The 25,577-nt window shown below is 70.1% G+C and carries 19 protein-coding genes; 6 read left to right on the forward strand and 13 right to left on the reverse strand.

Annotated features, from left to right (window positions below; all coding sequences use genetic code 11):
* Nucleotides 1-114: 114 nt before the first annotated feature.
* The 5 genes from RISW2_RS11820 to RISW2_RS11840 all read right to left on the reverse strand — a co-directional run bounded on the left by RISW2_RS11820 (nucleotide 115) and on the right by RISW2_RS11840 (nucleotide 6,831).
* Nucleotides 115-2,235 (reverse strand): GumC family protein, encoded by a 2,121-nt coding sequence (locus RISW2_RS11820; protein WP_043771198.1) that lies wholly within the window; start codon nucleotides 2,233-2,235, stop codon nucleotides 115-117.
* Nucleotides 2,232-3,347 carry a glycosyltransferase family 4 protein gene (locus RISW2_RS11825; protein WP_043771201.1) on the reverse strand — a complete coding sequence of 372 codons (1,116 nt, stop codon included), beginning with the start codon at nucleotides 3,345-3,347 and terminating at the stop codon, nucleotides 2,232-2,234. The genes RISW2_RS11820 and RISW2_RS11825 overlap by 4 nt, the downstream gene beginning before the upstream one ends.
* A 90-nt stretch (nucleotides 3,348-3,437) precedes the next feature.
* Nucleotides 3,438-4,556: a glycosyltransferase family 4 protein gene (locus RISW2_RS11830; RefSeq protein WP_043771204.1), complete on the reverse strand. Its 1,119-nt coding sequence runs from the start codon at nucleotides 4,554-4,556 to the stop codon at nucleotides 3,438-3,440.
* Nucleotides 4,553-5,506, reverse strand: a complete 954-nt coding sequence (locus RISW2_RS11835; RefSeq protein ID WP_043771209.1) for a glycosyltransferase family 2 protein — start codon at nucleotides 5,504-5,506, stop codon at nucleotides 4,553-4,555. The genes RISW2_RS11830 and RISW2_RS11835 overlap by 4 nt, the downstream gene beginning before the upstream one ends.
* A gap of 23 nt (nucleotides 5,507-5,529) precedes the next feature.
* Complete coding sequence (locus RISW2_RS11840) at nucleotides 5,530-6,831, reverse strand: polysaccharide biosynthesis/export family protein (RefSeq protein WP_162164324.1); 1,302 nt, start codon at nucleotides 6,829-6,831, stop codon at nucleotides 5,530-5,532.
* Between the two features lie 314 nt (nucleotides 6,832-7,145).
* Here RISW2_RS11840 and RISW2_RS11845 point away from each other — a divergent pair, with 314 nt between their 5' ends.
* The 5 genes from RISW2_RS11845 to RISW2_RS11865 all read left to right on the forward strand — a co-directional run bounded on the left by RISW2_RS11845 (nucleotide 7,146) and on the right by RISW2_RS11865 (nucleotide 14,416).
* Complete coding sequence (locus RISW2_RS11845) at nucleotides 7,146-8,375, forward strand: O-antigen ligase family protein (RefSeq protein ID WP_162164325.1); 1,230 nt, start codon at nucleotides 7,146-7,148, stop codon at nucleotides 8,373-8,375.
* A 273-nt stretch (nucleotides 8,376-8,648) separates the two neighbouring features.
* Nucleotides 8,649-10,019, forward strand: a complete 1,371-nt coding sequence (locus RISW2_RS11850) for a sugar transferase (RefSeq protein WP_051491968.1) — start codon at nucleotides 8,649-8,651, stop codon at nucleotides 10,017-10,019.
* A gap of 68 nt (nucleotides 10,020-10,087) precedes the next feature.
* Nucleotides 10,088-11,134: a UDP-glucuronic acid decarboxylase family protein gene (locus RISW2_RS11855; RefSeq protein WP_051491969.1), complete on the forward strand. Its 1,047-nt coding sequence runs from the start codon at nucleotides 10,088-10,090 to the stop codon at nucleotides 11,132-11,134.
* Nucleotides 11,131-12,918, forward strand: a complete 1,788-nt coding sequence (locus RISW2_RS11860) for a glycosyltransferase (RefSeq protein WP_043771217.1) — start codon at nucleotides 11,131-11,133, stop codon at nucleotides 12,916-12,918. Before RISW2_RS11855 ends, RISW2_RS11860 begins: the two co-directional genes overlap by 4 nt.
* Nucleotides 12,919-12,964: 46 nt before the next feature.
* Nucleotides 12,965-14,416, forward strand: a complete 1,452-nt coding sequence (locus tag RISW2_RS11865; RefSeq protein WP_043771221.1) for an oligosaccharide flippase family protein — start codon at nucleotides 12,965-12,967, stop codon at nucleotides 14,414-14,416.
* Between the two features lie 8 nt (nucleotides 14,417-14,424).
* On the opposite strand, the gene RISW2_RS11870 is transcribed toward RISW2_RS11865, so the two are convergent.
* Nucleotides 14,425-15,264, reverse strand: coding sequence for a response regulator transcription factor (locus RISW2_RS11870; RefSeq protein ID WP_244437553.1), 840 nt, complete (start codon nucleotides 15,262-15,264; stop codon nucleotides 14,425-14,427).
* 281 nt (nucleotides 15,265-15,545) lie between these two features.
* Between RISW2_RS11870 and RISW2_RS11875 the strand changes: the two genes are divergently transcribed.
* Nucleotides 15,546-16,262, forward strand: coding sequence for an acetyltransferase (locus RISW2_RS11875; protein WP_244437554.1), 717 nt, complete (start codon nucleotides 15,546-15,548; stop codon nucleotides 16,260-16,262).
* Here the strand turns inward: RISW2_RS11875 and RISW2_RS11880 are convergent.
* From RISW2_RS11880 to RISW2_RS11910, 7 genes are all read right to left on the reverse strand, one after another.
* A complete protein-coding gene (locus tag RISW2_RS11880; RefSeq protein ID WP_043771229.1) occupies nucleotides 16,239-17,423 on the reverse strand; it encodes a DegT/DnrJ/EryC1/StrS family aminotransferase in 1,185 nt (394 codons plus the stop codon). The two genes, RISW2_RS11875 and RISW2_RS11880, sit on opposite strands and share 24 nt — an antisense overlap.
* Nucleotides 17,420-18,421 (reverse strand): NAD-dependent epimerase/dehydratase family protein, encoded by a 1,002-nt coding sequence (locus RISW2_RS11885; protein ID WP_043771232.1) that lies wholly within the window; start codon nucleotides 18,419-18,421, stop codon nucleotides 17,420-17,422. Before RISW2_RS11885 ends, RISW2_RS11880 begins: the two co-directional genes overlap by 4 nt.
* The gene (locus RISW2_RS11890; protein WP_043771235.1) at nucleotides 18,418-19,560 is read right to left on the reverse strand and encodes a DegT/DnrJ/EryC1/StrS family aminotransferase; all 1,143 of its coding nucleotides are present in this window, start codon (nucleotides 19,558-19,560) and stop codon (nucleotides 18,418-18,420) included. Before RISW2_RS11890 ends, RISW2_RS11885 begins: the two co-directional genes overlap by 4 nt.
* On the reverse strand, nucleotides 19,557-20,579 hold the full coding sequence (locus RISW2_RS11895; RefSeq protein ID WP_043771238.1) for a Gfo/Idh/MocA family protein: 1,023 nt from the start codon (nucleotides 20,577-20,579) through the stop codon (nucleotides 19,557-19,559). The genes RISW2_RS11890 and RISW2_RS11895 overlap by 4 nt, the downstream gene beginning before the upstream one ends.
* Nucleotides 20,576-21,094 carry an acyltransferase gene (locus RISW2_RS11900; protein WP_051491971.1) on the reverse strand — a complete coding sequence of 173 codons (519 nt, stop codon included), beginning with the start codon at nucleotides 21,092-21,094 and terminating at the stop codon, nucleotides 20,576-20,578. Before RISW2_RS11900 ends, RISW2_RS11895 begins: the two co-directional genes overlap by 4 nt.
* Before the next feature lie 236 nt (nucleotides 21,095-21,330).
* Entirely contained in the window at nucleotides 21,331-24,021 is a 2,691-nt protein-coding gene (locus tag RISW2_RS23520) for a DUF4082 domain-containing protein (RefSeq protein WP_051491972.1), read from the reverse strand.
* A gap of 447 nt (nucleotides 24,022-24,468) precedes the next feature.
* The gene (locus tag RISW2_RS11910; RefSeq protein WP_043771241.1) at nucleotides 24,469-25,278 is read right to left on the reverse strand and encodes a WecB/TagA/CpsF family glycosyltransferase; all 810 of its coding nucleotides are present in this window, start codon (nucleotides 25,276-25,278) and stop codon (nucleotides 24,469-24,471) included.
* Nucleotides 25,279-25,577 lie beyond the last annotated feature (299 nt).

Genomic DNA, 25,577 nt, shown 5'->3' on the forward strand with positions numbered 1-25,577 from the left:
GCCGTGTCCGCTCAGCGGGACCACGCCCGCGGAGACGCGGTCGGCCCGTGTGTCAGGCCGGCTGCTGGGTCTTGTGCGACATGTCGCGGGATCATGATGCGGGGATGTCCTGCATCAGCCGCGGCCCGCGCTGTCCCGCGCGACGAGCGACAGGCGGTCGGCAAAGCCGTAGAGCCGGTGCCGTGCCGGGTCGGCGTCGACGATGAGCGTCGCCACCTGCACCGCGCCGACCCGCGACAGGAGCCGCAGCACGAGACCCGCGACCTTGCGCGGCGTGCGGCCCCAGCGGAGTACGAGAAGCACGTTCCCCGCAGCCCGGGCGAGCCCGAGGCTCTGCGAGGTGTGCAGCGGCGGCGCGTCGACGAAGACGGTGCCTCCGAGCTGCCGGGCCATCGCCGCGAGTTCCTCGATCGCCTTCGCGGTGCTGCCGTGGCGTTCGGCCTCGGCGGAGAGCGTCAGCCGCACCACCGCGCCGTCGTCGGTGCGCGGCCGGTCGTACCGCGCGCCCGTGGAGACGAGCCAGACCGGCATGGCGGACCCGGCAACGGCCGCGGCCAGCCATTCGGCCACGGGCACCACCGCGTCGCGGCGGCGCGCAGGCGCCACGATGACGAGGGGTGGCAGACGCCCGCCATCCGCGCAGCCGAGCAGGAACAGCGCGTCCCGTATCCCCTCGGCGGTCGGCACGTCCGCGCCCGATCCCTGGCTCAAGAGCCGCGGGATCGTGCGCCGGGCCCGTCGCGACGGCCGCGGGACAAGCCCCAGCGGCTGGCTGCGCGGCATCTCGGGCAGCTGTTCGGGGCTGCGCACGGTGCGGTCGCAGAGTTCCGCCAGCGCCGCCGCCAGCAGCCCGAGCACGGTCCCCGCCAGCATCGCGGCCAGCAGGTAGACCTTGCGGCCGGGCCCCAGCGGGTCGCTGGGATAGCTTGCGGGCTTCAGCACCTCCAGCGCGACCGGGGGCACGTCGATCATCGACAACAGGGTCGCGCGGCGGCCCTCGAGATCGGTCAGCATCTCCTGCCGCGTGATCAGGTCCTCGGTCAGGCGGTCGGTCTCGGGCTGGGCATCCTCGAGCCGCCCGAGATCGGCGCTCAGCCGGTCGATGTCGCTCTCGAGCCCGTCGGCCTCGTCGGCCAGCGCTCCGGCACGCAGGTCGAGCGTGCTGGAATAGGTGTTCAGCTCGGACGTGATCTCGGCCTTCAGGGCGTCGATGCGGTTCTTGCGGGCGGACACCCCGCCATATTCCTCGCCGTAGACGGATGCGGTCTTGGCCAGTTCCTGCATCTCGCGCTGCAGGTCCCGGCGCAGGTCGACCAGCTGGTCGGGCTCCGCCAGTGCCGGCCGGTCGGGAGAGGCCAGCGCGAGCTTCACCGACCTGCGGGCGGCGGCGACCTCGCGCCGCTCGCGGGCCACCTGTTCCTGCCGCGTCTCGAGCAGCCGCAGGCGCGACCCGATGACCTCGGGCCGTTCCATGGAGGCGATGCCGGTCTCCCGCAGGAACCCGTCGAGCCGCAGGCGCGCCGCCTCGGTCTGCTCGCGCTCGACCGCAATGCGGTTGTCGAGCCAGGCGACGGACTGGCGCGTGGCCTCGCGCTGGCTGCGGCCGCTCGCCGACAGGTAGGCGTCGATCATGGCGGTCGGGATCGTTTCCGACAGGCCGGGATCCTCGGACACGAAGCCGACGGCGAGGACGTTGGTCGTGCCCTGCCGGGACACGGCGAGCGACTCGCGGAAGGTCTGCGTCACCTTCTCGGTGCGGGGCGTCTCACCCGTCTCGGCCGGGGCCAGCCCGAGCAGGTTCAGGACCGCGGACCGCCCGAGGGCGGACGCCTGGTCGACCGGCGAGGGCGCCTGCAGCTGCGGGTTGAACTCCGCCCGCGACGCGAGGTCGAACCGGTCGATGACCGACCGCACAACCTCGTGCGACAGGAGCCGTTCGATCTCGGTCTCCATGGTCAGCGCCGCGACGGGCGTGCGGGGGTCGGCGGTCGCGGCCGGCGAGGGCGTCAGCAGGACGCGTGTCTCGGAATAGTAGAGTTTCGGCACCGCCAGGATCGAGGGCAGGGCGGCGACGCTGACCACGAACGCGATGAGCACGATCATCCGCAGCCGCCGGCGGACCAGCAGCAGGATGTCCGTCCAGCCGAAGGTATCGCCGAACCCCGCTTCCCGATCCGGAGTTTGGGACACCGGCACGCCGCGCGTCGGGGACACCAGGGTCAGGTGCGAGCTCATGCCGACCTCGTCTGGGCCGACGCGTCGGTCAGCGCCTCGCGGTGCAGGCGTTCGAGGTCGCGCAGATAGGGCGACAGCCGGAAATGCCGCGCGTAGAGCGCGCGCCCGGCCTCCCCCAGTCGCTGCCGGAGCGCCGGGTCCCCGGCCAGCCTGGCCAGCGCCCCGGCCAGACCGTCGACGTCTCCCGGCGCGACCAGGAGGCAGTTCTCGCCGTCCACCAGGACCTCGTCATGGGCCCCGACCCGGGTCGTCACGACCGCGAGCCCATGGGCCAGGCCCTCGATCACCGCCATGGCGAACCCCTCGGCATGTGAGGGCAGGACGAGGATGTCGGCATCGGCGCGCAGGCGCGCGGTTTCCTCCGACCCGACCCAGCCGGGCAGCCGCACACGGTCGGCCAGCCCGCGGCGGGCGACCTCTGCCCGGAACTGGTCCACGGCGCCGTCGCCGGCCAGCGTCGCGCGCCAGGTCTGCGTCCGCATCGCAGGATGGGCGAGTGCCGCGACCAGCTCGGGCACGCCCTTGCGCGCGCCAAGCGTGCCGAGGAACAGGATCCGCGCCGTCGCGCCGGATGTCGCCGGCGCCGTCTCTGGCGGTACCGGCACGCAGTTGCGCAGCACGGTCAGCCGCTCGGGCGCCACGCCCAGGCGGTCGGCCAGCGTCGCGGCGTCGCGGCGGCCGAGCGCGATGACCGCCGCCGCGTTTCGGAAGGCGGACGCGACCGCCGCCCGCTGCCAGCGCGGCCGGCGGTCGAGATCGCTGGCATAATCGTAGTCGTGCAGGTGAAGCACGTAGGGCTGCCCCACGATCCGCGCGACGGTCGCCAGCACGGTCTTGCGCACCGTGCTGCCACGACCGGCCACATGCAGGTGCTGCAGGGTCGGGCGCGGGTTCAGCGCGTCGGCGACGATGGTCCGGATCGCGCGTGCGAAGGGCAGGATCGAGCCCACGGGGTGGAAGCGCGGCCCCCGCGTGTCCACGGCGCGATGCGCGAGCGTCGTCTCCCGGCTGACCACAACGTGTTCCACGAGGCGGCCGATGCCGCCGCCCTGTTCGGTTCCGCCAGCCACGTGGTGGCGGATAATGGGAGGATCGGCTGGGCGTGATCGCATGCTGCGGTCTCTTCGGTACGAGGGGATCTCTGGCTGATTTCGCGCTGCGGCGGCACGTGCGGCAAGCGTCCCGGCGGCCAGCCGGGGGCATCAATTCGGTGGAGGGCCGGCCCGTCTTTCGGTTACCGCGCGGTACATCTTCATTGCGGCACGGCCCACGGTTTCGGGCGCGTTCGGCCCCTCGGACCAGAGCCGCGCGCGCCGTCCCATGGCGGCCCGGGTGCAGGGATCGGCGACAAGGTCGCGGATCGCGCGTGCGAGCGCCGCCGGCGCGCCCGGCGGCACCACCCGCCCGATGCCGTTCGGCTCGACCGTCGCGCGCAGTTCCCCCACGTCGGTGACGATCACCGGTTTCCCGAAGGTGGCGGCAAGGTGCAGGACCCCGCTCTGCGATGCCTCGTCGTAGGGCAGCACCACGATGTCGGCATCGGTGAACAGCCGCGCCACGTCCTCGTCCGGCACGAATCCCTGCCGGATGTCGTAGCGCTCCGGTCGACCCATGAGCGGCTGCATGGCCCAGGGATCGTCGCCGCGCCCGGCGATGATCAGCTTCACGTCCTGCGCGAGGTCGTCGAGCAGCGCCTCGGCCTTGATGAGGGTCGACAGCCCCTTGTAGGCGAAGATCCGGCCGAAGAGCAGCACGCGCACCTCGCCGGCCGGACCCGCGCGCATCATGCCCTTCTCGCGGGCGAGGTCGGCGTAGCGCCGGATCGCCGGGTGGGACAGGACGTGCACCCGTTCGAGCGGCTTCGAGAACGCCGCGGCCGCGTCGCGCCGCAACCGGTCGCCGTGCACGACGAGGTCGCCGGACTGGCGTGCCATCATCCGCGCGCCCCATCCCGGAAGCTGCGCGGTGTCGCGGTCGCCCGGATGCAGCGTCACGTCGTGCACCGTGGTCACGACCGGGTAGGGGCGCCAGAACGGCACCGCCGCGTTCAGCCAGAGGGTCGTGTTGCTGAGCACGTGCACCACGTCGGGCCGGAACGCCCGGATCCGCCGGGTGAGCGCCCACAGGAACGCGGGATTGGTCAGGCTGCGGGTGCGCGGCCAGTCGATGAGGTCGAGATTGAGCCGCGGGTCGATCCAGGGCAGCAGCGCCTCGTAGCGCGTGCGGGGCAGGATCGCCTGCACGTCCGCCTGCGGGGCCAGCCCGTTGGCATAGGCGATGGCGTGGTCGACCGGCTCCGATCCGACGAGAAGGACCTTCATGATGCGTGCAGCTCTCCGCGCGCGGCGAGCCGGTCGCGGCGCAGGTCGGAAAGGGCCGCAACCGTGTCGCGCGCGCGCCGCAGGAGGTTCGGCTCGCCCCGGTCGCGGAGCCCGCGCAGCGCGAGCGCTGCGGGACCCGGCGCCCCGTCGAGCCCGAGGCGCGCCGCGGCGACGCTGGCGGCGAAGTGGTCCTCGATCCGGAGCCGACCGGGCAGGCCGCGGGCCGCCAGCACCCGGTTGGTGACCGCGACCGTCTCGGCCCAGTGCGCGTGCCGCCGCGCGAGCATCGCGTGGTCGTCGCTGGCGCGGTACCAGGCGTTCTGGTGGATGCGGTAGGCTCCGAGAGGTTCGGCCAGCGCGACGACCGGCGCGAGGAAGGGCAGGATGCCCGCGATCCAGGCATCGGCCGAGATCCGAAACCCGGCGGGAATGTCGCCCGCATCGTCCCAGACACCGCGCCGCACCGTCAGCGACGAGGTCATCGGGAAGGGCCAGCGCCCGCCGCTGCGCAGGAGCCGCGGCGCGAGGTCGCCGGAACAGAGCGTGCGGGGAATGGGGGCGAAGGCCGGCCGCTCGCCGGAGTCCATGGGCTGCAGCCGGTGGTAGGCCAGGCCCGCTTTCGGCGCCTTCTCGAAGGCGAAGCAGACCCGGGCGAGCTTGTCCCGGTACCACCAGTCGTCCGCGTCGAGGAAGGCGAGCAGCGGTGCGCGCGCCGCAGCGACGCCCGCGTTCAGCGCCGCGGCCTGCCCGGCATTGGCCTGCAGCACCGGCCGGATCGCGTCGCCGTAGCCCCGGAGGATCGCGCGCGAGTCGTCCGTCGAGCCGTCGTCGACGACGATGATCTCGGCCGCGACCCCGGTCTGGTCGAGGGCGGAATCGATCGCGCGCGGCAGGAAACGGCCGTAATTGTAGTTGTTGATGATGACGCTGACCTGGGGTGTGATCGACATGGTCCTGCTTTCGTTTGGGCCGCTCAATGCGACGCGCTTGGGGGCGACCCGGCGGGGGACGCCGCCGCGCGCCCCGTGCCGCGCGCCATCGTGATCTCGAGGACATCCCCGGGCAGCAGCGGCGCGTCGGGCGCCGCCGCCAGCGTTTCGGTGACGTCGCCGCGGGTGCGGTGGATGGCCATCGCGGGCTCGGGCATGTCCTCGGGCAAAGCCGCGCTCATGCCGTAGGCCACGACGCGGATATCCAGCGCCTCGAGCTCGGCCGAGAGAGCGGCGCGGGATCGGAGCGTCTCCTGCAGCTCGAGGCGGATGTCCTCGCGCCGGCGCAGCCGGTCGCGCTCCAGCTCGAAGCGCAGCGTCTCGGACATCTGCCGGGCGCGCGCGACGAAGGATGCGGTCTCGAGCCGGTCCCGGCTGAGCTGCGAGCGCTCGCGCAGCATCTCCTGCAGCCGCGGGCGCGGCATCAGGCCTTTCTCGACGAGGCTGCGGGCATCCTCGATCTCCTGCAGCTGCAGCGCCTCCTCCTGCTCCTGCAGTTCGGCCTGCCGCGACAGGGTGTCGATCTCGCCGGCGATGAGCGCCTGCATCTGCACCGCGTGGGCATCGGCCGCCTCGCGCGCGGACCGGCGGTCGCTCAGCAGGCTCTCTTCGGACGCGATTACCGCCCGCGCGGTATCCTCCGGCAGGAGCCCGCCCTCCGGGCCGATGCCCGCGAGGGTGCCGGGCAGGGAGGCCGCACCGTCCAGTTCGGCCTGCAGGCGGGCGATGCGCGCCTCGACCTGCGCCAGCGCCAGCGCGACCGACCGCCTGCTCACGATGGCGTCGAGCGCGTCGGTGTCGCCTGCCGCCCGGGGCGCCAGCGTCTGCAGGCCGCCGGCTGCGATCACCGCCTGCCGCGCGGTCAAACCCGGCGTGTAGTCGACGGCGCCGGGCGATTCGACCGCGCCGCCCACGTAGACCGGGCGGTAGGCGGCGACCTCCACCAGCACGAGCGGCGCGTGGACGAGCCGGCGGCTCTCGAGCTCCCCGGCGATGAGGTCGCGGATCTCGTGCGGCGGCCGACCGGCCACCACGAGCGCGCCGAGATTGGGCAGGGCAATCCGTCCGTCCGCGTCGACCGGGGCATCGCGCGAGAAGTCCGGCGCGTTCAGCACGTCGACCCGCAGGACGTCGCCCCGTTCCACGGTGATCTCCGCGAGCGCGGGCAGCGCGCCGGCGAGCCATACCAGTGCCGCGAGGGCCACATGCCGCAGGCCCGCGACCGCTGAAGCGGGGCCGGTCCGCCGAGGGGGCGGCGTGGGGATGCGGCATGTGCGGTTCGGCATGGACTTCCTCGGACGGTCCCTCGCGAGGCCGCGCGGGGGCGCGCGGACCTGTCCCGGACCTTCCGACGCGGGGCGGCGCAGGCAAATGTCGCTTTTCGGACGCTGCCCGACCGGATGCACCTCCTTCCGGCAGGGCAGGGGTCCGCATGACCCTCGAACGGATGAAGCCCCCGGCCTTTCGGCCATTTTCCGTGCGCGCGCCCGCATCGTAAGCCCTGAGCGACGCTGTCCGTGCGAGGGCACCGATGAAGAACCTGCGAGGGCGTCCCGGTCCGCCAAATGCGCCGCCGTTCTGGCGGCGGCCCGAGGTGTGCGTGGCTGCCATCGGGCTATTCGTGCTGTCGGGGGCGCTGTTTCCGCTGCTCCTCGCGGCGGACGGCATCCTCGACGACGGCGACCGCTCCAAGCTGCGCCTGCTGGCGCTGCCGGTCTACGCCGCTTCGCTGGGGCTGCTCGCGCTGCGGCCGGGTCGGCTCATGGCGGTGCTGGCGTGCAACCTGCCGCTGGTCCTGCTGGTGGTCCTGCCGTTCCTGTCCATGGCGTGGTCGCTCAGTCCCGGTACGACACTGCGCCGCGCCATCGCGCTGGCGCTGTCGATGTCGGTGGCGCTCCTGCTCGCGGCTCGCCTGTCGCCGCGCGACCAGATGCGGGTGATCGGCACGGTGCTCGGGACGGCGACTGGCCTCAGCATCCTGATGGCGGGGGCGATGCCGCACCTCTCGTTCATGCCGGGGGAATCGGCCCTGCGCGGCATCTTCGTGCACAAGAACGTGCTGGGCTGGGCCGCCGCCTACACCATCCTGTTCGGCATCGCCGCACGGCGCGACGCGGAGCGGGGCATGCGGCGCACCGGGCTCGTGCTGCTGGCGATCGGCTGGATCGGGGTGATTCTGTCCACCTCGGTCACCAGCCTGTTCGCCGCCGTCGTGGCGCTGTCGATGGGCGTCGCCGCCGACGCGGTGGTCCGGCGGCGCGGCCTCGAGCGATTCGTGCTGGACCTGGGCCTGCTCATCGCGGGCGCGGTCGTGCTGATGCTGCTTTTCGTGGCGCTGCTGCCCCTGCTCGAGGCGCTGGGCAAGGACGCGACGCTGACCGGCCGCGTTCCGCTCTGGCAGCTGGTCGATGCCGAGATCGCGCAGCGCGCCCTCCTCGGCCACGGCTTCGGCGCGTTCTGGAGCGACGTGAACACCGATGCCTGGCGGATCTGGGAAACCATCGGCTGGCAGGCGCCGCATGCCCACAACGGCTACCGCGACATCCTCCTGGGCCTCGGGCTGACCGGCCTTGCCCTGTTCGCCTACGTCGTGGTGCGCGCGTGGCGCGAGGCCTTCGCCCTCTATTCCGCCGCGCCGCGCGAGGGCACGCTGTGGCCGCTCCTGGTGATCGGCACCTCGCTGGTGCTGAACCTGTCCGAAAGCACGCTGTTGATGCAGAACGACGTGTTCTGGCTGATTCTCAGCGCCGCGATCGCCACCGTCGCGCGTGAGCGGATCGTCCTGCGCGCTGCGATGCGCCGCCGCGCCGCGGCCGTTCCGGCGGTCTGAGGCCAGGCAGGCCCGGCACCCCCGCTACCCCCTTTGGTCGTCCGGCACGGGCCGCGAAGCGTGAACCGCCAAAAGGTTAAGAAGAGGTCAATGACGCATCCGAACCGCCACCCCTCGGGCAGCGGCCATGCCCGATCGGAGATGTTCCGCGGATCGTGATGCGGTGTCAGCGTCTCCACAGATTTTTTCGCAGAAAGGACACGCCATGCACCCGCGCCCTTGTCCCAGTCCGAGCGTCCCCCTCTGTTCCGATGCCCGGATCGTGGTGCCGGCATGAGCGTCATCGACTTCTCCTTTCCTGCGGAGGCCGCCCACGGCGCGACCATCCCCGGGTCGCATGCCGGACGCGGCCGGATGCTGCCGGCGCTCGCGCTTGCGGCATCCGATCTTCTGGTCCTCGCGGCGTCGGCGGGCGCGGCGGGGATCGCCCTCGCTGGAACCGGCACCGGCGTCCTGCTGCCGGGCCTCTTCGAGATCGCGGCCCTGGTCCAGGTCGGGGCGATCGCGGCATCGGGTGGCTATCCCGGCTACGGCTTCCTGCCCGAGGCGCAGCTGCGCCGGGCCACGCTGAGCTGGGCCTGCGCCGGCGGGGTCGCCACCCTGGCGGCACTGGCACTGGTCCCCGCGACCGTGCAGGAGATCGCGATCTTCTGGGCCGTCTTCGCGCTGGCGGGCGTCCTGCAGGTCGCGGCCGCCTGGGTCGTCCGGGCGGTGCTGGCCTCCCGTGGCGCGTGGGGCGAACCGGTCGTCCTGATGGGCGATCCGGACAAGATGGCCGAGCTCGCGCGCGAACTGCTGGCGCGGCGCTGGCTCGGCTACGTTCCGGTGTCCGACATCCTCGAGGCCCGCACCGTGCTCTGGGCCGGGCGCGACATGCCGGATCCGGGCACGTTGCAGGCGCTGTCGCACTCGGGCCGCACCGTGGTCCTGACCGCCGACCTGCCGAAACTTGAGCTGACCGGCCTGCATCCCGCGCAGATCGGTGGCGCGGCTGGGATCTGCCTCGCCCGTCCGCAGGCTCCGACCGGGCACGCCGCGCTCAAGCGGGCGCTCGACCTGTTCATCGCCATCCCCGCGATGTTCGTCGCGCTGCCGGTCGTGGGGCTTGCCGCGATCCTCATCAAGTGCGTGGATCCCGGCCCGGCCTTCTACGTGCAGGTCCGCGAGGGCCTGAACGGGCGGCGCATCGGCGTTCTGAAGCTGCGCACCATGTACCTCGACGCCGACCGGATGCTGGCGGACCTGCTGGCCCGCGATCCCGCCGCGCGCGCCGAATGGGAGACGCATTTCAAGCTGCGCCGAGATCCCCGGATCCTGCCCATGGTCGGGTCGTTCCTGCGGGCGTCGAGCCTCGACGAGCTGCCACAGCTCTGGAACGTGCTGCGCGGCGACATGAGCCTCGTCGGGCCGCGGCCCTTCCCGGAATATCACCTGGCGGCGATGCCCGCGGCGTTCCGCGCCCGCCGTGCCTCGGTGGTGCCGGGGCTGACCGGGCTCTGGCAGATATCGGAACGCAGCAGCGCCGACCTCGCCACCCAGCAGGCGCTGGACGACTACTACATCGCGGGGCGGACCCTGTGGGGCGACCTCTCGATCCTCCTGCGCACCTTCTCGGCCGTGCTCGGCCGGCGTGGCGCGTACTGATCCACGACCGGGTGCCGCTTCGCGTCCCCGACGCGCGGTGCCATGCTTCATTCAAGGGAACCGACACCATGCTCGATACCAAGCGCATTCTCGTCACCGGAGGCTCGGGCTTCCTCGGCTCCTTCCTTTGCGAGAGCCTGCTCGACGACGGCCACGACGTGCTCTGCGTCGACAACTTCCAGACCGGGGCGCGCGAGAACGTGCGCCACCTGCTCGACCATCCCCGGTTCGAGATGCTGCGCCACGACGTGACGGTGCCGCTCTGGGTCGAGGTGGACGAGATCTGGAACCTCGCCTGCCCGGCCTCGCCCGTGCACTACCAGACCGACCCGGTGCAGACGGTCAAGACCAGCGTCATGGGCGCCATCAACATGCTGGGCCTCGCCAAGCGCACGAAATCCAAGATCTTCCAGGCGTCGACCAGCGAGGTCTACGGGGACCCCCGCGTGCATCCGCAGCCCGAGGGATACTGGGGCAACGTGAACCCGATCGGCCCGCGCTCCTGCTACGACGAGGGCAAGCGCTGCGCCGAGACGCTGTTCTTCGACTACCAGCGGCAATGCGGCGTCAACATTCGCATGGCGCGCATCTTCAACACCTACGGGCCGCGGATGAACCCCTATGACGGCCGCGTGGTGTCGAACTTCATCGTGCAGGCGCTGAAGGGCGAGCCGATCACGCTCTATGGCGAGGGCCAGCAGACGCGGTCCTTCTGCTATGTCGAGGACCTGATCCGCGGCTTCCGCGCGCTGATGGACGCACCGGACGACACGCCGATGCCGATCAACCTCGGCAATCCCGGCGAGTTCACCATCCGCGAGCTGGCCGAGATCATCAACGAGCTCACCGGGTCCCAGTCGCGCATGGTCTACCGGCCGTTGCCGCAGGACGACCCGACCCAGCGCCGGCCGGACATCACCCGCGCCAAGGAATTGCTGGGATGGGAGCCGAAGATCGCGCTGCGCGAGGGTCTGATCCGCACGATCGAGCATTTCGACGAGGTGCTGACCCGTGCCGCCGCCTCGGCCACGCCCCGGCGTGTTGCGGTGGACCACGTCCGCGGCACGACCGCCGCGGCGCGCGCGAACGGGACGACCCACGCGGCGCTGCCATGACCACGCGCCCCGATCCCAAGCCCCGGCTGGTGTTCTTCCAGTGGGATCACCGGCCGAACGGCGCGGCGTCGGGGTTCCTGGCGCTGCACATGCAGCACCACGTGCGGTGCCTCGCGCACAGCTTCAACGTGACCGTGATCGCAGAGGATTGCGACTACGCCGAGGTGTGCGACAGGGTCCGGCCCGATCTCGCGCTGTTCGAGGCGGGCTACCGGACGCATGGCTCGCGCCGGATCCGGATCACCGGGACCGGCGCCCATCCGGACGTGCCGAAGGTCGCCCTGCACAACGGCGATCCGTGGTGCGACCGGCGGGCGGGGCTTTTGTCCGACATGGAGCACTGGGGGATCGAGACGGTCTTCGCGATCGGCACCGCGACTCCGGCCTACATGCCGACGCTGGCGGAGCGGACCTTCGTCTGGCCGAACTTCATCGACCCCGAGGTGTTCCGCGATTACGGCCAGCAGAAGGTGGTGCCGGTGATGCTGACGGGACAGGCCTACGGGCTCTATCCTTGGCGGCAGGCCGTGCACGAGACGCTTGCGGCGCATTATCCGAGCCTCGTGACGCCGCCCTTCCGCTACGAGGACGGCGGTGCGCGACGGATGCTCGCGGGCGAAAGCTATGCCCGCGCCCTGAACGCGAGCTGGCTGTCGCCGGCCTGCGGTACGATGGGCCACGAACTGGTACGCAAGCATCTGGAGATCCCGGGTTCGGCCTGTCTGCTGGTCGCCGAGCGTACGCCGGTGCTCGAGGCGGCGGGCTTCCGCGACGGTGAGAACTGCATTCTTGCGGATGCGTCCGACGTGCTCGACCGCGTCGATGCCATGTTCCGCGACGAGGACCGGATGCGCGCGGTGATCGCCGCCGGGCACGACCTGGTCCATGCGCGCCACACGCTGGCGCACCGAACGCAGATCCGCGAATGGTTCGAACTGAACCGCCGCCTGCGCCCGGGAGACTGCATCGTGCAGCCCGGTCCGTTCGAGCCCCTGCGCATCGCGGCCGAGGGCACGCGCCATGGCCATCTGCCGGCCACCGGTCTCGACCGAGTCGCACTGCGCGAGGGCGCTCGCAAGCGCGCCCGCGGCGAACCGGGCGAGGCGCGCGCGGCCTACCAGACCGCGCTCGGCTATGTCGGCTACCTGCCCGAGGCACAGTACGGCCTCGCGCTCTGCGATCTCGAGACCGGGCGCGCGGGTGCTGCGGTCAACCGGCTGGCCCGGATGATCGCGACGACGCTCGCCGATTACGGCGCGACGCGGCCCGATCCGGCGGAATGGGCGCTCTACCTCGCCGCACTGGTGGCGGACGGGCGCACGGATCACGCGCTGTCGCTGCGCGACCGCTATCCCGATGCCGACCATGTCGAACTGCGCCACGTCCGCGCGCTGCTGTCCGGGCTCGCCAGAGGAGCCCCGGCGGCGTCGGGTCCTGCGCCCAGGGGTGGGACCAGCGTGCATGACGTGCCCGTGCGGTCGGCCGAGGCGTACCGTGCCTGGTTCGACGACATCCTTCTACGGTGCGGCCAGCCGCCGTTCGGGACGGTGGCGCCGCGCGCCGGTCTGCGGGACCGCGCGCTGCGCCTCGTCGACCGCGCGCTTGCCGCCGTGGGCGCCGGTGCGCTGCGGCCAGCGGTGCCGGCGGCACCGGGCATGGGCTATGCGCGGCACCTGCGCGACACGCTCGGCCGGCGGCTCTTGCCACCGGCGGGCCGCAGGCGCGCCCGGCAGCTGGCCGCGGCCGTCACCTGGCCCATGACGTCGCGCATCGCGCGCCGCTGATTCCGGGCGATCCCGCCCGGTCCATCTCCTCCGGAGTTTTGCCACCATGCGCCGTTCGCTCTTCCTGGCCTTCGCCGACAAGTCGGTCGGCACGCTTCTGAGCGTCGGCATGATGGTGATCGTGTCGCGCCTGCTGACGCCCGCCGAGGTGGGCCTGTTCCTGGTCGCCAGCGCGGCGGTGATCCTGATCGAGACGTTCCGCGATTTCGGCGTCGCCGCCTGCATCGTGCAGGAGCGCAACCTGACGCCGGTGATCGTGCGCAGCGCCGCGACCATCGTCACGCTCCTGTCCGCGGTCTTCGGGGTCGTGGTCTTTACGGGCGCGGGCTGGGTCGCCGGGTTCTACGGATCGCCCGAGATCGCGACGCTTCTCCAGGTGGCCGCGCTGGGCTTTCTCTTCGCGCCGATCAGCGGCGTGCGGCTGGCGCTCCTGCGGCGCGACATGGCATTCGGCGCAGTCGCGGTCATCGGCATCTCGGCCAACCTGGCGGGAGTGCTGACGGCCATCGCGCTGGCAGCCGCGGGCTGGGGCGCGGTGTCGCTGTCGTGGGGGTCGGTTGCGACCGCGGCGGTCGCCGCCATCGGTGCGCTGATCGCCCGGCCCGCGCCCGAGGCCTTCCGCCCGGCCTTGGCGGCGTGGCGGCAGATCGTGCCGTTCGGGTTCTGGTCGACGCTGGTGACACTGCTTGGCATCCTGAACGAGAGCATGCCGCGGCTCCTGCTCGGCCGGTTGCTCGGATTCGGCGCCGTCGGTGTCTTTTCCCGCGCGGTGTCGCTGACCCAGCTGCCCGACAAGGTGCTGCTCGGCGCGGCGCAGCCGGTGGTCCTGTCCACCTTCGCCGCGCGCCTGCGCGAGGGCGGCGACCTGCGGCAGCCCTGCGTCACGGCCTTTACGATCATCGCATCCTTCCAGTGGCCGGCGCTCGCATGTCTCGCCATCCTCGCCGATCCCATCGTCGCGATCATGCTCGGCGCCCAGTGGACCGCGGTCGTGCCGCTGTTGCAGGTGACGGCGGTGGCGGGCATGGCGCTGTTTCCCGCGACGCTGATCTTTCCGCTGCTGGTGTCGATGGGGCGGATCCGGGACTTCGCCCTCCTGAACGCGGTGCTCGTCCCGCTTTCCATGAGCGCGCTGGCCGTCGCCTCGACCTTCGGGCTGTCTGCGGTCGCGTGGGCGCTGGTGCCGGTGAACGTCGTTCAGGGTGCCGCCATGCTGTGGCTCGCAAAGCGCCACGCGGGGTTCGAGATCCGGGCGCTGGGGGCGGGTCTCGCGCGGGCGGGGGCGGTGACGGTCGCGGCCGCGGCTGTTCCCATGGCCGTCGTGCTGGCGGCAGGACGGGACCCCGGCATGGCCTTGACCGGCCTCGCCCTGGGAGGAGCGGCAGGCGCATGGTGCGCCTGCCTGTTCGTGGTGGGAAATCCGCTGGCGTCGGAAATAGCCGCCCTTGCCGGGCGGCTCGTCAGCCGACTGCCCCTGCGCCAGCGCGCAGGGGCATGACCTGCCGGTCAGTCGTCCGGTGCGAGGTCGATGTCGGTGCTGCCGTTGTCGAGTTCGTTCAACCTGAAGGCGGCCTGGGTCCGGTTGGTCGCCTTCAGCTTGCGCATGATCGTCCGGATGTGGACCTTGACCGTGCTTTCGCAGAGGCCGAGTTCGTAGGCGATCGTCTTGTTCGCCGCGCCGCGTTTCAGCGCCTGCGCCACCGCGAGCTGCCGCTCGGTGAAGTAGCGCTCGAGCCCGGGCCCGGACGGCGTCGGAGCAGGCATCGCCCCTCTCAGCGCCATCATGCTGCGCCGCGGAATCACGACGCTCTTGGACGACGACAGGCGCATCGCCTCGACCAGTTCGTCGAACCCGACGCCGGACGAGATGTAGCTCGACGCACCGCAATCGATGGCGTCGAAAACCGCCATGTAATCGTCGTTGCGCGAAATCACGATGACGCGGCTGTCGCCCGTCTTCTGGATGAACTTCTTGAGTTCCGACTTGGTCTCGTTGTCGGAGATGCACCGATCTCCGATATTGTAGAGGACGATCTCATTCTCGGCATCCCGAGATCGCTCGGCTTCCCATTCCGCTGGCGACCCGAAATGGCGTATCTCCGCTTCGGGAAATACCGCTTCGAGTGTCCGGGCGAGGATCTCCCGCTCGAACTGATGTTCACAGATCATGCTTATGATCTTTCGTGACAAGGAACGGCTACCGTCCCGGTCCATCCCTGAGATCGTCTTGGCGGCACCGGTCGGCCGCATATAGCTGGCTCCCGCAAGGCTCGTCATGGTTTCAAATTCTCCAATGCGCAAAAACGCGCGCTTAATTCGAAATGCGTCTGCGCCAGCAAGCGACATAATCCCCTCTGTCAGAACGATGCCGGCACGAAGTTTTTTTCAAGCCTCCTGAAAAATAGGCCCCCGCTTGCAACAACGATACACAACGGTTTCTGTTGCCTCTCAAATCACACCGAGACCTTCCGCCCGGCGAGGCGACCAACCGTTAACAAAGTGTTACTCGAAAACTCTGGCGCCGAGGATTCCTTCTCTGCAGACTTCCTTAAGAAGTGAACGCCCAAGCGCTTATTGTTACAACTTGAAGCAATGATGAGAGCAATTAATCAACTTAGGATTGTATCTTGAATTTGGAAGCAAACGCCTCAGTTGACTCTGGGTCAGCCAGCGTGACCCCCGCCGGGTCCAGCGTGATTCTCATGGGCGCCAGCGGGAACAGCCGCGAGATCATCGATTCGTTGCGGACCTCGTTCTCGTTGCCGGCAATCCTCGACGACGGCGAGGCATGGCGGGACCGCGACCTTCTCGGCGTGCCCGTTCTGCCGGTAAGTTGCTGGAAAAATTTCCCAGATGCGCACTTCCTCTGCCTGATCGCCTCCGAACGGACCTTCCGCCTGCGCGCCGCGATCATCGCCCGGTCGGGCATCCCCGCGGATCGATTCGGGATCTTCGTCCATCCCTCGGCAGAGCTTTCTCCCCAGGCGCGAATCGGTACCGGCAGCGTTCTCTATTCCGGGGCATTGGTCACCTCGAACGCGACGATCGGCGGACATGTGCTGGTGATGCCGCGCTCCATAATCCACCATGACGTGTGTCTCGGTGACCATTCCGTTATCGGCGCCAACGTGGTCATCGCGGGCGGCGTGACCATCGGTGACAGCTGCTACATCGGCAGCGGCAGCGCCATCCGGAACGGCGTCACGATCGGGGACCGGGCGCTGGTCGGCATGGGATCGGTCGTCGTCCGGGACGTGCCGCCGGACACGGTCGTCGCTGGAAACCCCGCCCGGCCGCTGGCCGGACGGGGCGCCGCTTCATCAGGGCGTGTCGACCAGGCCTAATGGACGCGTCGTGCGGCGGCGCCGTACCGCGGCGAGGCTCGAGTCGAGGACAGACAGCACCCGGTCCTGGTCGGCGTCCGTCATCTGCGCATAAAGCGGAAGCAGGATCGCGGTGTCGCGGGCGGATACCGACCGGGGAAGCTTCACCGTGGGCAGGTCGCCGTGCGCCGCTTCCTGGTGCATGTTCATGATGCCGCGCCGCGTCGCCACGCCCCGGTCGAGCATCGCCTGCATCAGCGCCTTCTGGTCGATGCCCTCGGCCAGCCGCACGCAGTAGCTCTGCCAGTTGGACCGGGCCCAGCGGGGTTCGTTTGGCGCGGTGATGCCCCGCACCAGCGCGAGCTTTTCGCCGTAGCGGGTGGCAAGCGTCCGGCGGCGCGCGACGATGCCCGGCAGGCGCGTCAGCTGCACCCGGCCGATGGCGGCCTGGATGTCGGTCATGCGGTAGTTGAACCCGCGGACCGGGTAGTCCTCGAACACGACCTGCGGGCTCGAATGCCGCGCGGTGTCGGACACCGACATGCCGTGCTGCCGCAGCAGCCGGAACGCGGCATCGAGATCGGCGCGGTTCGTGGTCAGCATCCCGCCCTCGCCGGTGGTGATCACCTTGCGCGGATGGAACGAGAAGCAGACGACGTCCCCGAGCGGATGGCCGATGCGGCGCCACGTGTCTCCGAGCCGGATCTCGGACCCGGCGGCGCAGGCTGCGTCCTCGACGACCGGGATGCCCGCGTTGCGCGCCACGCGCAGGATCGCGGGCATGTTGCAGGGCATGCCCATCTGGTGGACCACGAGGATCGCCCGCGTGCGCGGCGTGATCGCCAGTTCGACCGCGGTCGGGTCGATGTTGTAGCCGTCCGTCTCGATGTCCACGAAGACCGGCATGGCCCCGCATTGCCGGATCGCGTTCGCCCCGGCGATGAAGGAGTGGCTGACCGTGATGACCTCGTCGCCCGGCCGCACGCCCACGCCGAGCAGCGCGAGGTGCAGACCCGTCGTGCAGTTCGACACCGCGCAGGCAAAGTCCGCGCCCACATAGCGCGCGAACTCTGCCTCGAAGGTCGCCACCTCGGGGCCCTGCGACACCCAGCCCGACAGCACCGCGCGGCTGGCCGCCTCGGCCTCTTCCGGGCCGAGCAGGGGTTTCGCGATGGGGATCATTCGGCGGCATCCCTGGCGGCGAGCGCGTCACGCTCGGACTGCCACCAGCGCACCAGGTCGCGGATCCCCTCGTCGTGCGGGATCTGGTAGGTGAAGCCCAGGTCGCGCGCAGCCGCACTGACGTCCGCCAGGCGCCGCGGGACCGGGTTCACCGACCGTTCGGGCGCGTGTTCCGGCACGAGTCCCTCGCGGTCCATGGCGGCGGCGATCATGTGCGCGAGCTGCAGGAGCGAGGTCTCGGTCCCAGAGCCCACGTTGTAGACGCGGTCGGTCACGTCGCTCGCCGCGGCAAGGATGTTGGCGCGCGCCACGTCGCGGACGTTGATCATGTCCATGGTCTGCAGGCCGTCGCCGAACACGATGGGCGGCTGCCCGGCGGCCACGCGTTCCATCCACCGGATCATGACCTCGGTGTACTTGCCGTACAGGTCCATGCGCGGGCCGTAGACGTTGAAGTAGCGCAGCGCGACGTAGTCGAGCCCGTACATGTCGTTGAAGCTGCGCAGGAGCCCTTCGCCCAGGCTCTTGGCCGCGCCGTAGAGCGTGCGGTTGCCGTAGGGGTTGTCGCTCTCGGGCGTGGGGAAGGTCTGCGCGAGCCCGTAGATGGACGCCGACGACGCCATGACCACGCGTTTCACCTTCTGGCGGACGCAGGATTGCAGGATGTCGTAGGTCGCGTTGACCATGACCTCCATCGCGAGGTCGGGTTCCGCCGCGCAATGGGTGATGCGCAGGGCGGCCTGGTGGAACACGATGTCCCGGCCTTCGATCAGGCCGTCCATCAGCGCGCGGTCGCGGATGTCGCCCTCGACCAGCTGCACCTTCCCGCTGTCCAGGGCGGCGGCGAGGTTCGCGCGCCGGCCCCGGACCATGTTGTCGATCACCGCCACCTCGGCGGCTCCCGCCGCGACGAGCTGGTCGACGATGTGCGAGCCGACGAAGCCGCTGCCGCCGGTGACGAGCACGCGGGCGCCTTCGATCCTGCCGAGATCGGTCATTGGGCAACTTCCTTCAGTTCTGCGCGCCGGGCGCTGCGGCCCGGGGCGGCGGCGTTGACGGCGTCGACCACGCGGTCGATCTCGCGCGCCATGAGTTCGGGGAAGATCGGCAGCGACAGCGTGCGCGTCGCGTAGGCCTCGGCCACCGGAAAGCTGCCGACGCCGTTGCCGAGATGCGCATAGGCCGGCTGCAGGTGGACTGGGCGGGGATAGTGCACGTTGGTGGCGATCCCCGCCTCGGTCAGCGCGGCGCGCAGGCCGTCGCGGTCGTCGGTGGTGATGGCGTAGACGTGCCAGACGTGATCCTCGAAGGTCGAGGGCAGGGGCTTGCCCACGCCGTCGCCGAGCCGCGCCCCGTATTCGCGTGCGACCTGGCGCCTTCCAGCGTTCCAGGCATCGAGGTGGCGCAACTTGACGTCCAGCACCGCGCCCTGGATCGCATCCATGCGGTAGTTGAAGCCGTGCAACGTGTGCACCGACCGCGCTTCGCTCTGGCCCCAGTCGCGCAGCGCGCGCAGGCGAGCGGCGAGGTCCGGGTCGTCCGTGGTCACGGCACCGCCTTCGCCGGCCGCGCCCAGGTTCTTTCCGGGATAGAAGCTGAAGCATCCCATGGCGCCGAAGGCGCCTGCCCGGGTGCCCCCGCGCCGTGCGCCGTGGGCCTGCGCCGAATCCTCGATCACCGTCAGCCCGTGGGCATCTGCGATGCGGCAGATCTCGGCCATGTCGGCCAGCCGGCCGTGAAAATGGACCGGCAGGATCGCCTTGGTGCGCGGCGTGATCGCCGCCTCGATGCGCGCGGGATCCATGGTCAGCGTGACCGGGTCCACGTCGATCAGGACCGGCGTGGCACCGGCATAGATCACCGCGGCCGAGGTCGCCACGAAGGTGGTCGGCACGGTGATGACCTCGTCGCCCGGACCGATATCCGCGGCCAGAAGCGCCAGGTGCAGCGCCGAGGTGCCGGTGCTGGTGGCGATGGCGAACCGGGTCCCGCAATAGGCGGCAAAGGCCGCCTCGAACCGTTCCACAGGTTCGCCGAGGACGTAGGCGCCGCTCCGCAGCGCGGCCAGCGCGGCCGCCTCGAGCTCGTCGACGAGCCCGGCGTACTGCCGCTTGAGATCGAGGAAGGGAACGGTCATGAAGCCACCTTGAGGGTCGTGAGGTCGACGGGATGTCCGCGCAGCGCGCAGGACCGGGACGCGGCGGCGAGCATCTCGACCACCCGCAGGCCGCCATGGCCGTCCGTGAGGGGCGCAGCCCCCGTCTCGACGCAGCGGACGAATTCCTCGACCTCGGTCAGCAGCGCTTCCTTGGTCGAGAGGGCAGGGGCGTGCATGTCGCCCAGGCGATAGGACACCATGTGCTCGTAGGGGCCGGCCTCGCTCAGCGAGGCGCCGCGGTCGTAGACCTTGACCTTCTCGCTGGTCTGCATGTCGTCCCAGACGACCATCTTCTGGCTGCCGCCGATCAGCGTCTGGCGGATCTTCACCGGCGCGAGCCAGTTGACGTTCAGGTGCGCCATGGCGCCGCCGTCGTAGTGAACGGTCAGCTGGGCCATGTTCTCGGGGCTGCCCGGCACGAAGCGCGCGGCGGAGGCCGAGATCGCCACCGGCCGCTGGTCGAGCAGGTGGTCCACGATGGCGAAGTCGTGCACCGCGAGGTCCCAGATCACGTTCACGTCGCGCTGGAAGAGCCCGAGGTTCACACGGGTCGAGTCGTAGTAGAAGACCTCGCCCAGTTCGCCCGCGGCGATCATCGAGGAGATCGCCCGCACTGCCGGGGTGTAGACGAAGGTGTGGTCGACCATCAGTACGCGGCCGCGCCTGGCCGCTTCCTCGACGAGGAAGCGCGCCTGCCCGACATCGTCGGTCATGGGCTTCTCGACCAGCACGTGCTTGCCCGCAAACAGCGCCTCTCGGGCGAGCGGGAAATGGGTGTGGACGGGTGTCGCGATCATGATCGCGTCGACCTTGGGGTCGCGGATCATCTCGCCGATATCCGCGGTCATCCGGGCCGCGGGATGGCGCCGGGCGGCGCGTTCCAGCGCGGCGGGCGCCATGTCGGCGATCATCTCGACCTTGGCGAGCCCGCTTTCGGCGACGGCCCGCGCCAAGTTCGGACCCCAGTAGCCGTATCCGGCGATTCCGACCGAGATCATGACCGCACCATCCCGGCGGCCTGCCGCAGCTCGGTCGCGGCCGGCTGCGTGCGGGTGTCGCCCACGACGCGCGCCGGCACCCCGGCGACGATCGCGTGATCGGGAACGTCGGTCGTCACGACCGCGCCCGCGCCCACCAGGGCGCCCACGCCGACGCGCAGGCCGGGCAGGATGGTCGCGTTCGATCCGATCGAGGCGCCGCGGCAGATCAGCGTCTCCTCGCAGACCCAGTCCGCCGCGCCCTTGAGGCTGCCGTCGGGGTTCGTGCTGGCCGGGAAACGGTCGTTGGTGAACATCACGCCGTGGCCGACGAACACCTCGTCCTCCAGGGTCACGCCCTCGCACAGGAAGCAGTGCGAGGACACCTTGCAGCGCGCGCCGATGACGCATCCCGACTGGATTTCCACGAACGGGCCGACGCGGCTGTCCGCGCCGATGCTGCAGCCGTAGAGATTAACAAGATCGGGTTGAAAAATCCGCGCCGTCGGCGCGATGTCGCAATCACGTATCGCCAAACGTTGTCCCTCCGATGCTCACCGCACGCGACCGGAAAGATCGGCCTGCGGCATCGTCATGGCGGGACGGTCGGAGAGAACGTTCTCCGGCGAAAGCCGCCGATCGGGCAGCCCGCCTCATCCGATTGTTCAGGGGAGGGGTACCCGGGCCGCCGAAAGCGCCGGAGGGGGCACTTTCGGCGAAGCCGCCGGGTGGGGACGCGGCCGGATGGCCCGGCCGCGCCCGCGTCGCGTGATCAGATCGGCAGGTCGTCCGCGAGGCCGGAGATCAGGCCGATCTCGAAGCCCGCGTAGCCCGCGACCTCGTCCGTATGGGCGGTCTCGGCGTCGTTCGTCGTCTCCTCGGCCACGCGCAGGAGCGCACTCTGGTCGCCGAGGACGTTCGCGACGAGCGTCGAGGTGTCGGCACCCCGGTGGGTCTGCATGTCGCTCACGAAGGCGAAGTCGTCCGCGAAGGTGCCGTCGAAGTCGACGACGTGACCGCCATGGTCGACTGTGCGGCCGGTCTTGCCGGCGAGCGCGCCAGTGGCGCCGTCGTCCGTCGCCTCCATCGCGATCCAGTCGAAGCCGGTCCGGGCGACCGTGGCGGTGGAGCCTTCGGCATCCGCCACCCGGGCGCGCAGGCCGGTCTCGGTCACGGTCATCCGGTCGGTGACCGCATGCGCGTTCTGCGTACCCACGACCTGACCCAGCACCACCGGCGCCGTGTCGAAGTCGTGCCCGTAGGACACCGTTGTCCAGTTCTCGCCGGCCATGGCGTGCCCGGCGCTGACCACGCGGCCGTCGGCCAGCGTGTGGGTGCCCTGCTCGATAGCGACCCAGCCGATATCCTCGGCAATGTGCGCGCCGTCGAGGTTGTCCCACTCGTCGATCTGGTACTCGAAGCCCGTGGAATCGACGTTGCGGACCCTGATGGCGTAGGGGTCGGCGCCGTTGTCGGACATCGCGTTCATGACCACGACGGGATCGTCGAGCCGCTCGTCGAAGGTCACCCGGTGCCAGGTGTTGGCATCGGGCTGCGCGAAGCGTGCGACGCCCGCCTGGCCGATCACGTCGTCGGCCGGCGTGCCGGCGCCGTCATCCTCGCGCACCTCGTCGGCGCCCGCGACCATGACATCGACCCAGTAGTTGCTGGAATCGTAGGACGCGGTCGGGAAGCCGCTGAAGCTGCCGTAGCGGTAGACGCCGGCATCCTCGTCGACGCTGATCGGCCCGCCGTCGGTGTGCTCGGTGAAGTAGTTCGTGCTCACCGCGTACTTGCCGTCCGTGGTGAAGTACGAGGCTACGTATTTCTCGCCGGCCTGCAGCTGCACCGACTTGTCGAAGGTGACGTGCTGCCAGCCCGCGCCCGGGGTCTCGGCCACCTGGCTCGTGGCGAGCCGCGTGCCGTCCTCGGTCCAGAGCGTGACGGACCGCAGGCCCTCCGCGCCCGCACCGCGGTAGACGCTGATGCCCTCGATCTCGACCGCCTCGTCGGCGGTGAAGCGCATGCCGACCTCGAGCGCGCGATCGTCCGTGTGCACCGGAACGTTCGGGGTCACGCTGTCGGACCACATGCCGTCGTCGGCTGTTCCCTGGCCGGCGCCGGGTTCCGGCTCCGGCTCGGGTTCCGGCTCCGGCTCGGGTTCCGGCTCGGGCTCGGGTTCCGGCTCGGGCTCAGGTTCCGGCTGCGGGTCCGGATCGGGCTCGGGCTGCGGATCCGGATCCGGCTCCGGGTCGGGCGTGGGATCGGGCAGGACCGGGCCGGAGCCCAGTTCGTAGGCGCCGAGGTCCACGTCGCCGCGTTCCCGCGCCAGCAGGTCGAGGTCCACGCCGAACAGCCCGTAGGAATCGGTGCCGGCATCGATGGCGGGCGAGTTGGGCTGCAGGTGGAAGTCGTTCGGCGCGTTCACGAACAGCGGGTTGACGCCGAGGAGGTTGCCGTCGGCCGCGCTGGGCATGGAGTTGTTGCCGTCGGTGCGCACCGAGGCGTTGCCGGCACGGCCGTTTAACGTCAGGTTGTTCCCGAAGAACACGTCGTTCCGGTAGCCGCCGTACGAGGTGTTGTCGAGCGCGGTGTTGTTCGGATTCACGCCCGGATCGGCGACCGCGATGTTGTTGACGAAGACGTTGCCGCTCGACTGCGAGTTGCTGATCTCGCCGCGCCAGGTGCCCGTGTTCGCGAGATCCTGGTTGTTGTGGTAGGCTGTGTTGCCGCGCACCGTGACGTTGTCGCTCCAGGTGACCTGGATGCCCTTGCCGCCGTTCTGGTAGACGAGGTTGTTCTCGACCAGCGTCGGGTAGGTGTAGCTCGGGTAGCCGCCGGTCTGCGTGCTCTGGAAATCGTCGATGATGATCCCGTTGCCGTCGGTGTGCTGGCCCGAATAGGTCACGTTGTCATAGGACACGTTGCCCCGGACGATGGTCCGGAAGCCCTCGGTCGTGGTGTCGCCGGTGATGTTGCGGTTCTGGTAGATCGAGATCCCCGAGAACCAGCCGTCCGAGGCGTTCTCGTACGTGGTGTTGTTCTCGATGCGGATGAATTCCGACCAGTTGAACTGGATGCCGGATTCGCCGCTGCCATGGATCACGTTGTCCAGCACGGTGATGTGGTGGACGTTGTTGGCCTCGAGCCCGTCGCCGCGCGCGTTGGCGATCTCGAAGCCCTGCACGGTGACGTGGTTCGCGTTCACGCTGATCCCGTTCCACGCCGACGATGGCGGCCGCAGCAGGACGGTTCCGGGCGTCTCTGCGCGAATGGTCACGTCTGCGGAAGCGTTGCCGCCGGTCGAGATGTTCAGGGCTTCGTTGTAGGTGCCCGGTTTCACGACCACGGTGTCGCCGGGGCGCAGGCCTGAATCGAGAGCCTGCTGGATGGATCGGAACGGAGCGGCGGCTGTCCCCGCGGCGCCGTCGTTGCCCGTGGTGGCAACATAATAGGTTGTCATTCTGGTTGTCCCTCCGGAACTCAAGATGCTCCGCTGCGAGGCGGAACTGGAGGGATGCCCTAAAGACTCAGCCTTATCGACTCGGCCCACCGGGGCGGCCGAAAAATCCTTGACAGGCAGAATGTCGCTTACGGGAATCTCCCCGAAAGCGTTTTCATCCACGACTTGGGCGGAGGAAGGTGAGGAAATAGAAGATATTGCGGCGCAGGCAACAATCAGCGCAAAACAGGCAAGAAGCCGCCTGATCGCCATGCGCAAGTCGCTACATAAGGACTTGCGCTGAGAGAAATCTATCAGCGCCAAATACTTGAGGTGGGGTGAACAACTCATGCGGGTATGGCGGAACTTCGCCGTGCTACCGCGGCGCGACATACGTCCGACAGTGAGGTGTCACAAAACGATTAAGTGTTGCTTCTCTGTGTGCGTGAACTTGCCGGAATGCCTCCTTCATGCGTGCGGGTTTGTGCCGGGGTCCGGGAATCGCCGCAGTCCGCTGCGCTGCAAAGCCAGCAGCCAGAGGTATCCTGGTACGACCCGGACGTAACGTCGCCACAGCCGGCGGGGCTCCGCGCCGAGGCGGAACAGCCATTCGAGACCGCTCCGCTGCATCCAGCCCGGAGCCTGCCGCGTGTTGCCTGCGTGGAAATCGAAGGCCGCGCCGACGCCCACGAGGATGGGCGCATCGAGCCTGTCGTGCATGCGCGCCATCCACATCTCCTGCTTGGGCGCGCCGAGACCGACCCAGACGATGTCCGCCCGGGCGGCGTTGATGCGGTCGACCATGGCCGCTTCCTCGACCGCGCTCAGCGCACGGAAGGGCGGCGAGATGGCGTCGACGATCCGGGCCTGCGGATAGCGTGCACGGAGCCGGGCCTCGAGCTTGTCGAGCGTCTCCTGCGTCGACCCGTAGAGGACGTGCCGGTAGCCGCGGGCGAACATGGCGAGCATCAGGTCCGGGCCGTAGACGCGTCCCGCGTCGCGGTGTCCGCGCCGGCGCAGTTCCCAGACCAGCGGCATGCCGTCCGGTGCCACGAGGAAGGCGCCGTTATAGGCCGCGCGCAGCTCTGGCATGTGCTGGCTGTCCACGAGGCCGTGCGCGCCGCAGGCGCAGACATAGCCCTTGCTCCCGCGTGCGATCGCGTCCGATATCCGCGCCACCGCCGCGTCGAGGTTCAGCGACGTGACCCGCACGCCGAGAAGGTCGATCGCCGGTGCATCGGCCGGACGCGCGGTCCGGGAAAGGTCGAGCGGTGACACGTGGGGGCTTCCTCTGTTGCCCCACCGGGATACCCCGAGGCAGCTCCGCGTCGAAAATCCCCCAAATGGCCATGCCCCTCATCCTTTTGGCGGAGGCTGTGCCCGAGGATCGCGCCCGGCCGGTCCCGCGCTCCGGCCGAAAACCCGCCTCAACCTTTCGGCCGAGCGCCGTGTCCTCGGAGGCACGTCGGGAGAGGCGCGGGGCCGCTTTTGTGGTTCAGAGAGAGGAGAGGGTCCGGCGCAAGCCCCGAACGACACGCGGACCGCGTGCGCGGTCCTGCCGGTCGGCGCGAGCTTCG

It is taken from the genome of Roseivivax isoporae LMG 25204 (assembly GCF_000521865.1).
Lineage (GTDB): Bacteria > Pseudomonadota > Alphaproteobacteria > Rhodobacterales > Rhodobacteraceae > Roseivivax > Roseivivax isoporae.

What these genes read in the sequence shown, in the direction of transcription:
- RISW2_RS11820 (WP_043771198.1), bottom strand. Translation starts at nt 2,235, where the DNA reads ATGAGCTCGCACCTGACCCTGGTGTCCCCGACGCGCGGCGTGCCGGTG.
- RISW2_RS11825 (WP_043771201.1), bottom strand. Translation starts at nt 3,347, where the DNA reads ATGCGATCACGCCCAGCCGATCCTCCCATTATCCGCCACCACGTGGCT.
- RISW2_RS11830 (WP_043771204.1), bottom strand. Translation starts at nt 4,556, where the DNA reads ATGAAGGTCCTTCTCGTCGGATCGGAGCCGGTCGACCACGCCATCGCC.
- RISW2_RS11835 (WP_043771209.1), bottom strand. Translation starts at nt 5,506, where the DNA reads ATGTCGATCACACCCCAGGTCAGCGTCATCATCAACAACTACAATTAC.
- RISW2_RS11840 (WP_162164324.1), bottom strand. Translation starts at nt 6,831, where the DNA reads ATGCCGAACCGCACATGCCGCATCCCCACGCCGCCCCCTCGGCGGACC.
- RISW2_RS11850 (WP_051491968.1), top strand. Translation starts at nt 8,649, where the DNA reads ATGAGCGTCATCGACTTCTCCTTTCCTGCGGAGGCCGCCCACGGCGCG.
- RISW2_RS11855 (WP_051491969.1), top strand. Translation starts at nt 10,088, where the DNA reads ATGCTCGATACCAAGCGCATTCTCGTCACCGGAGGCTCGGGCTTCCTC.
- RISW2_RS11860 (WP_043771217.1), top strand. Translation starts at nt 11,131, where the DNA reads ATGACCACGCGCCCCGATCCCAAGCCCCGGCTGGTGTTCTTCCAGTGG.
- RISW2_RS11865 (WP_043771221.1), top strand. Translation starts at nt 12,965, where the DNA reads ATGCGCCGTTCGCTCTTCCTGGCCTTCGCCGACAAGTCGGTCGGCACG.
- RISW2_RS11870 (WP_244437553.1), bottom strand. Translation starts at nt 15,264, where the DNA reads ATGTCGCTTGCTGGCGCAGACGCATTTCGAATTAAGCGCGCGTTTTTG.
- RISW2_RS11880 (WP_043771229.1), bottom strand. Translation starts at nt 17,423, where the DNA reads ATGATCCCCATCGCGAAACCCCTGCTCGGCCCGGAAGAGGCCGAGGCG.
- RISW2_RS11885 (WP_043771232.1), bottom strand. Translation starts at nt 18,421, where the DNA reads ATGACCGATCTCGGCAGGATCGAAGGCGCCCGCGTGCTCGTCACCGGC.
- RISW2_RS11890 (WP_043771235.1), bottom strand. Translation starts at nt 19,560, where the DNA reads ATGACCGTTCCCTTCCTCGATCTCAAGCGGCAGTACGCCGGGCTCGTC.
- RISW2_RS11895 (WP_043771238.1), bottom strand. Translation starts at nt 20,579, where the DNA reads ATGATCTCGGTCGGAATCGCCGGATACGGCTACTGGGGTCCGAACTTG.
- RISW2_RS23520 (WP_051491972.1), bottom strand. Translation starts at nt 24,021, where the DNA reads ATGACAACCTATTATGTTGCCACCACGGGCAACGACGGCGCCGCGGGG.